We start from the raw sequence: 6,010 nt of genomic DNA, 5'->3' as shown, positions 1-6,010 counted from the left end.
CCGTCGGCGCCGGCGTCGTGTCGAAAATCGTAGAATAATCCGTAGGCCGGGCTTTAGCCCGGCACATCGGTGAACAAACGAAGGCCGCTCCGTCAGGGGCGGCCTTTTGCTATACGCGATATAGGCTACTGCGAGGTCACTGGCATTGGCTACACAAATGAAATTCAAAGAATGGAAAAATTGGAATGGAAATATGGCGGACAGTAAGAAAAAGACTTTGCATAATTTCGGTTTTTCACATGCTGGGTTGTTACAACCTTTTCTTCAGTCACTTTGAATTGTCCGACCGTGCCTATTTGGTAAACGTTTTGCTAGTTACGTTTTGGCCGATTGCATTTGTCATCGAGACAACTTTATTTGTGAAGAAGCGTGAGATCAGGAAAGAAGAAACGCGAGCCTAATTTCGGACGCTTGACTACCTTGTCTTGGCGTAAGGTTATTTCGCCCTTGCCAAACCCCGCCAACCCCACTAATACGCGCGAGTTCTCAACAAGAACGTCAAGGCGGGGTGATTCCCGCCTTTTGGGTTCGATGAGGGTTGGCGATGCGCGTCTGTCCTCCTCTCAACCCCAACGCCTGATAAAAGGCTGTTATTATGCAAAGCCAAAATATCCGTATTCGGCTGAAGGCATTTGACTATCGCGTTCTGGATGCCAGCACGCAAGAGATCGTCAACACTGCCAAGCGGACCGGCGCGAATGTGCGCGGCCCGATCCCGCTGCCGAACAAGATCGAGAAGTTCACGGTTCTCCGTGGCCCTCACGTTGACAAGAAATCCCGCGACCAGTTCGAGATCCGCACGCACAAGCGTCTTCTCGACATCGTTGATCCGACCCCCCAGACCGTGGACGCGCTGATGAAGCTCGACCTGGCTGCTGGTGTGGACGTCGAGATCAAGCTGCAGTCGTAAGATCGGAGGGTATAGATTATGCGCTCTGGTATTATCGCAAAAAAAGTTGGCATGACCCGCCTGTTCATGGAAGACGGCAAGCAGATCCCTGTGACCGTTCTTCACCTGGACAACCTGCAGGTCGTTGCACAGCGGACCGCTGAAAAAGACGGCTACACCGCCGTTCAGCTGGGCGCTGGTGCTGCCAAGGCAAAACGCACCTCGAAGGCCATGCGCGGTCACTATGCCGCTGCCAAGGTCGAGCCCAAGCGTAAGCTGGCCGAGTTCCGCGTCTCCGAAGATGGCCTGATCGAAGTGGGTGCCGAAATCTCGGCAGAGCATTTCCTGGCCGGTCAGAAGGTTGACGTTTCGGGCACCTCGATCGGTAAAGGCTTTGCCGGTGCGATGAAGCGCCACAACTTCGGTGGTCTGCGCGCCTCGCACGGTGTTTCGATCAGCCACCGTTCGCACGGTTCGACCGGTCAGTGTCAGGACCCGGGCAAGGTGTTCAAAGGCAAGAAGATGGCCGGTCACATGGGTGCTGCCCGTGTTACCACCCAGAACCTCGAGGTTGTCAAAACCGACGCCGACCGTGGTCTGGTCTTCATCAAAGGCGCCGTTCCCGGACCGAAATCGGGCTGGGTCACCGTCAAGGACGCCGTGAAGAAGAAAGCACCGGAAGGCTTGCCTTTCCCGGCTGCTGTGAAATCGGCTGCAACCGAAGCACCTGCGGAAGAAGTATCCGCGGAAGGTGGTGAAGCATGAAACTTGATGTAATCAAACTGGACGGCGGCAAGGCCGGCGACATCGAGCTGGATGCAGACCTGTTCGGCCTCGAGCCGCGCGCGGACATCCTGCACCGTGTGGTCCGTTGGCAGCGTAACAACGCGCAGGCCGGCACCCACAAGGTCAAGACCCGCTCGGAAACCAGCTACTCGACCAAGAAGATCTACCGTCAGAAGGGCACCGGTGGCGCACGCCATGGTGACCGTAACGCACCGATCTTCCGCAAGGGTGGTATCTACAAGGGCCCGACCCCTCGTTCGCACGGCCACGACCTGCCGAAGAAGTTCCGCAAGCTTGGTCTGCGCCACGCTCTGTCGGCCAAAGCCAAAGCAGGTGAACTGGTTGTGATCGAGAACGCCGAAGCCGAAGGCAAGACCGCCGCACTGGCCAAACAGGTTGCAAACCTGGGCTGGAAACGCGCTCTGGTCATCGACGGCGCGACCGTGAACGAAGGGTTCCTGAAGGCGTCGCGCAACATCGAAGGTCTGGATATCCTGCCGTCGATGGGTGCAAACGTTTATGACATCCTCAAGCGTGACACCCTGGTGCTCACCAAAGCGGCTGTCGAAGCACTGGAGGCTCGTCTGAAATGAGCGCGAAGGCAGAACACTACGACGTGATCCGCAAGCCGATCATCACCGAAAAGTCGACCATGGCGTCCGAAAATGGCGCGGTTGTCTTTGAAGTGGCGATCGAAAGCAACAAGCCGCAGATCAAAGAGGCCGTTGAGGCGCTGTTTGGTGTGAAGGTCAAGGCGGTAAACACCACCGTGACCAAAGGCAAGGTCAAGCGGTTCCGCGGCCAGCTGGGCCGTCGGAAAGACGTCAAGAAAGCATATGTGACCCTGGAAGAGGGTAACACAATCGACGTAAGCACCGGTCTCTGATCCAACGCTTACAGCGACACTTTTCGGCCCCGGTGGATCACTCCTCCGGGGCCGATTTCGTTTCAGACGTCAAAGCTCTGGGTTTGCGCGTCGGGGCAGGGCGGTCACACGCCCTCCAGCGGCCGCTCAGGGCGGTTCTGGCGTTACCGGCACATTGGTGGCCCATCAACAGCTATCGCACCCTCTGACGGCCGCTGAGCGGCCTGCTCGCGGGGCAGGGCCTGCACTGGACATAGAAAAGGCGCCCTAAGGCGCCTTTGGGTCGTTTCAATTGTATGAGTGGTTACGAGCAATATACGTGCCGGTGCGCGATATCTGCGATATCGCAGCGGCGGATGCCGATATCGTCCAGCTCACGGTTACTCAGACGCTGCAACTCGGTATAGGTGCGCTGATACTCAGCAGCACGTGCACGGGCTGTTTTGATCCGTGTGATCATGTCAGCGATCCGGGTGCCGAAGTTGAAGCCGGTATGGGTCAGTGTTGCAGTTGTCATCTCTGTATTCCTTTCTCGTATCAGGGCGTATTCCCTGACGTTTCCTTTTGAGTTCCTTCATTGGATAAGGCAGAGATAGGAGCGTTTGCTATCGCTAACAACGCAGATTTTGGTCTAGCCGATATGCATCTGTTGAATGGCTATACATGTCGTGGGCCACGTCAATCACACGCCGCTTTCATTTCTTTCGCGCGTTTTATTGCGGGCGGCCATCGCCCGACCATCACGTATGCTCAGCCCCATCAGTGTCAGATTGGTCGCCCCGGCAATCAGTTCGATGATCTGTACAATATAGAAGCTGGTATCAAACGAGCCCGCGTTTGCCTTTGCGCTCAGGTAGACGGCGGCTGGAACAAGGACGATGAGCCCGTTCATAGCAATGATCGGCATCCGTTTCTTTTTGGCGAGCGCAGGGGCATCTTTTCGACGACGCCCAAGTGTCGCCCCGGATGCACCGACAATCACCATTGCAGGCACCAGAACAAAGAGCCCGCTGACGATCATGGACTTTACTGCCGCGACGGTCTCATGGTTTGCAAATAACTCACTGTACAAAGTGGATGTCCAGAATACGAGGATCGTAAGAAAGCCTACTACTCCGGCGATGGGGTGGATGGTTCTTAACATGTTGCTACTCCCAAATGAGGGTCAGGCGACGCAGTGGTTTTCGACTGCGAGCTTGCGAAGAAGATGTGGCCGGGCCACTGCGCTTGCTGGATAGTCCGCGATCCGACGCTGGAACTCGGGATGAGTGAATGCGTCGCGAAAGCTTTGCACGTTCTGCCAGATCGCGTAGTTCACAAAGGTCGAACTGCCCGCGATACCCTGATGGAGCTGGGTCGAGATATATCCCGGTTGTGATTTCATGAAATCCGCATCATGCGCCCATGCCCGAAGCAGCGCCTTTTCGTCTTCGGCGCCCACCGTAAACAGGTTGATCAGCACCACCGGTCCTTCCTCGGTCTGCATCTGATCTGCCAGCGTGACGATCGTGTCCAACTCTTTGATACGAGCCATTTCGGTTCCCTTCGATTCTGAAATATAGCAAGCTATATAAAATTGCATAGCATGCTATTCAAGTGTAAATCCAGGACATGGACTTCGAAAAAGAAAACTCGGCCGGGTATCTGGTTAATCACATGGCACGATTGTTCGCAAAGGAGTTGCAGCAACGCATTGCGCCCTTTGGCATCGTCGTCGGACAATTCCCAATCTTGCTGGAACTCTGGCTCAAAGACGGTGTGACGCAAAAGGATCTGCTGACCAAAATTGACGTCGAACAGGCGACATTGGCCAACACGCTTAACCGTATGGAACGTGATGGCTTGATCAAAAGAACGAAGAACCCTGCTGATGCCAGGGCTCAATTGATTTGGTTGACCGAGAAGGCCGCAGCACTTCGCAACAGCGCCTACGAGGCAGCTCAGAACGTAAATGCTGATGCATTACAGGTCTTGAATGACCCTGAGCGCGCACAATTCATGAACTATATGCGTCGAGTCATAGGCGGCATGCGCTCAAGGTGAATTGACGGAGGATCAGTTCACGGCACCGGCATGCAAGCCCTTAAACAAAAAAACGCCCCCGACCGAGGTCGGAGGCGTTTCTAAGTCTTCGAAGCTGCGGGCTTAGCCGCGCTCTTCGATGATCTCTACCAGATGCGGGATCTTGCGGATCATGCCGCGCACCGAAGGAGTATCCTCCAGCTCACGGGTTCTGTGCATCTTGTTCAGGCCCAGGCCGATCAGGGTTGCGCGCTGTTCGGCGGGGCGACGGATCGGCGAACCGACCTGTTTGACGACGATGGTTTTTGCCATGACGTGCTCTCCTTATGCTTCTGCTTCAGCAGCAGCCGGTGCATCGTCCCGCTTGGGCAGGATGTCAGCAACCTTTTTGCCACGACGTGCGGCAACCGAACGCGGGCTCTGCTCTTTCTGCAGGCCGTCGATGGTGGCGCGGATCATGTTGTAGGGGTTCTGCGAGCCCAGCGACTTGGACACAACGTCCTTGACGCCCAGCATTTCGAACACGGCACGCATCGGACCACCGGCGATGATACCGGTACCTTCAGGCGCGGCGCGCATAACCACTTTACCGGCGCCGTGACGGCCCTCGATGTCGTGGTGCAGGGTCCGACCTTCGCGCAGCTGTACGCGGATCATCTGACGCTTGGCTTGCTCAGTCGCCTTGCGGATGGCTTCAGGTACTTCTTTCGCTTTACCCTTGCCAAAGCCGACGCGGCCTTTCTGATCGCCGACAACCACCAGAGCGGCGAAGCCAAAGCGCTTACCACCTTTTACGGTTTTCGACACGCGGTTGATTGCGACCAGGCGATCTGCAAATTCCGGCGTTTCTTCACGGTCGCGGCCACGGCCCCGACGGTTTTCACGTTCTGCCATTTGGCATCCCTTTTTCTCTAGAGGCGCTTGCGGCGCCAATTACTCAATCGAAGTGAACCCGTGAATGACATTCTGGGGCTCCCCGATCATCGAGGCGGGCGGACCCGCCTTCAAAGTGCCGGTGCCGGGCTGAAGCCCGGCCTACGGCGTCGTATCCGGTAGGCCGGGCTTCAGCCCGGCACACCATCAGATCTTCAGGCCACCTTCACGCGCAGCGTCGGCAACAGCCTTCACTTTGCCGTGGAACAGGAAGCCGCCACGATCGAAATAGGCCTCTTCGACGCCTGCCTTCTTGGCACGCTCGGCGATGGCCGCGCCGACTTTCGTCGCCGCTTCGACGTTGTTCTTGCCAACAACACCCAGGTCTTTTTCCAGGGTCGAGGCCGAGGCCAGGGTCACGCCACGTACGTCGTCGATCAGCTGAACAGAGATGTTCTTGTTCGAACGGTGTACGGACAGGCGCGGACGACCCGCGTTGACCTTGCGAAGTTTGTTCCGAACGCGCAGGCGGCGCTTCAGAAACAGGGTTCTTTTGCTGTTTGCCATTGTCTGCG

At 56.6% G+C, this 6,010-nt stretch carries 11 protein-coding genes; 5 read left to right on the top strand and 6 right to left on the bottom strand.

What is annotated here, in order from left to right:
- Positions 1-595 precede the first annotated feature (595 nt).
- From rpsJ to ACR0LL_RS11435, 4 genes are read left to right on the top strand one after another with little or no spacing between them, the layout of a single operon-like run.
- Complete coding sequence (gene rpsJ / locus ACR0LL_RS11450; RefSeq protein ID WP_008756422.1) at positions 596-910, top strand: 30S ribosomal protein S10; 315 nt, start codon at positions 596-598, stop codon at positions 908-910.
- Between the two features lie 18 nt (positions 911-928).
- Positions 929-1,654, top strand: a complete 726-nt coding sequence (gene rplC, locus ACR0LL_RS11445; RefSeq protein WP_171638102.1) for a 50S ribosomal protein L3 — start codon at positions 929-931, stop codon at positions 1,652-1,654.
- The gene (gene rplD / locus ACR0LL_RS11440) at positions 1,651-2,268 is read left to right on the top strand and encodes a 50S ribosomal protein L4 (protein WP_171638100.1); all 618 of its coding nucleotides are present in this window, start codon (positions 1,651-1,653) and stop codon (positions 2,266-2,268) included. Before rplC ends, rplD begins: the two co-directional genes overlap by 4 nt.
- Positions 2,265-2,561, top strand: a complete 297-nt coding sequence (locus ACR0LL_RS11435; protein WP_170609990.1) for a 50S ribosomal protein L23 — start codon at positions 2,265-2,267, stop codon at positions 2,559-2,561. The genes rplD and ACR0LL_RS11435 overlap by 4 nt, the downstream gene beginning before the upstream one ends.
- 283 nt (positions 2,562-2,844) lie before the next feature.
- Here ACR0LL_RS11435 and ACR0LL_RS11430 read toward each other — a convergent pair whose 3' ends face one another.
- The 3 genes from ACR0LL_RS11430 to ACR0LL_RS11420 form a co-directional block, all read right to left on the bottom strand.
- Positions 2,845-3,057, bottom strand: coding sequence for a DUF1127 domain-containing protein (locus tag ACR0LL_RS11430; protein WP_209505835.1), 213 nt, complete (start codon positions 3,055-3,057; stop codon positions 2,845-2,847).
- A 165-nt stretch (positions 3,058-3,222) separates the two neighbouring features.
- A complete protein-coding gene (locus tag ACR0LL_RS11425) occupies positions 3,223-3,684 on the bottom strand; it encodes a hypothetical protein (protein ID WP_480586714.1) in 462 nt (153 codons plus the stop codon).
- Positions 3,685-3,705: 21 nt separating this feature from the next.
- A complete protein-coding gene (locus ACR0LL_RS11420; RefSeq protein ID WP_480586710.1) occupies positions 3,706-4,074 on the bottom strand; it encodes an antibiotic biosynthesis monooxygenase family protein in 369 nt (122 codons plus the stop codon).
- A 77-nt stretch (positions 4,075-4,151) separates the two neighbouring features.
- On the opposite strand from ACR0LL_RS11420, the gene ACR0LL_RS11415 reads away from it, so the two are divergent.
- Positions 4,152-4,583 carry a MarR family winged helix-turn-helix transcriptional regulator gene (locus ACR0LL_RS11415; protein WP_267364814.1) on the top strand — a complete coding sequence of 144 codons (432 nt, stop codon included), beginning with the start codon at positions 4,152-4,154 and terminating at the stop codon, positions 4,581-4,583.
- A gap of 102 nt (positions 4,584-4,685) precedes the next feature.
- On the opposite strand, the gene rpmD is transcribed toward ACR0LL_RS11415, so the two are convergent.
- From rpmD to rplR, 3 genes are all read right to left on the bottom strand, one after another.
- Positions 4,686-4,874, bottom strand: a complete 189-nt coding sequence (gene rpmD / locus ACR0LL_RS11410; protein WP_267364815.1) for a 50S ribosomal protein L30 — start codon at positions 4,872-4,874, stop codon at positions 4,686-4,688.
- A 12-nt stretch (positions 4,875-4,886) separates the two neighbouring features.
- Entirely contained in the window at positions 4,887-5,456 is a 570-nt protein-coding gene (gene rpsE, locus ACR0LL_RS11405) for a 30S ribosomal protein S5 (RefSeq protein WP_209505839.1), read from the bottom strand.
- 186 nt (positions 5,457-5,642) lie between these two features.
- Entirely contained in the window at positions 5,643-6,002 is a 360-nt protein-coding gene (gene rplR / locus ACR0LL_RS11400; protein WP_010437103.1) for a 50S ribosomal protein L18, read from the bottom strand.
- Positions 6,003-6,010 lie beyond the last annotated feature (8 nt).

It is taken from the genome of Ruegeria sp. AI2 (genome assembly GCF_056541275.1).
The sequence above is the reverse complement of the archived record's forward strand: the minus strand, read 5'-3'. Positions and strand labels throughout refer to the sequence as shown.

Coding starts and splice junctions, on each gene's coding strand:
- rpsJ (WP_008756422.1), top strand. CDS start 596: ATGCAAAGCCAAAATATCCGTATTCGGCTGAAGGCATTTGACTATCGC.
- rplC (WP_171638102.1), top strand. CDS start 929: ATGCGCTCTGGTATTATCGCAAAAAAAGTTGGCATGACCCGCCTGTTC.
- rplD (WP_171638100.1), top strand. CDS start 1,651: ATGAAACTTGATGTAATCAAACTGGACGGCGGCAAGGCCGGCGACATC.
- ACR0LL_RS11435 (WP_170609990.1), top strand. CDS start 2,265: ATGAGCGCGAAGGCAGAACACTACGACGTGATCCGCAAGCCGATCATC.
- ACR0LL_RS11430 (WP_209505835.1), bottom strand. CDS start 3,057: ATGACAACTGCAACACTGACCCATACCGGCTTCAACTTCGGCACCCGG.
- ACR0LL_RS11425 (WP_480586714.1), bottom strand. CDS start 3,684: ATGTTAAGAACCATCCACCCCATCGCCGGAGTAGTAGGCTTTCTTACG.
- ACR0LL_RS11420 (WP_480586710.1), bottom strand. CDS start 4,074: ATGGCTCGTATCAAAGAGTTGGACACGATCGTCACGCTGGCAGATCAG.
- ACR0LL_RS11415 (WP_267364814.1), top strand. CDS start 4,152: ATGGACTTCGAAAAAGAAAACTCGGCCGGGTATCTGGTTAATCACATG.
- rpmD (WP_267364815.1), bottom strand. CDS start 4,874: ATGGCAAAAACCATCGTCGTCAAACAGGTCGGTTCGCCGATCCGTCGC.
- rpsE (WP_209505839.1), bottom strand. CDS start 5,456: ATGGCAGAACGTGAAAACCGTCGGGGCCGTGGCCGCGACCGTGAAGAA.
- rplR (WP_010437103.1), bottom strand. CDS start 6,002: ATGGCAAACAGCAAAAGAACCCTGTTTCTGAAGCGCCGCCTGCGCGTT.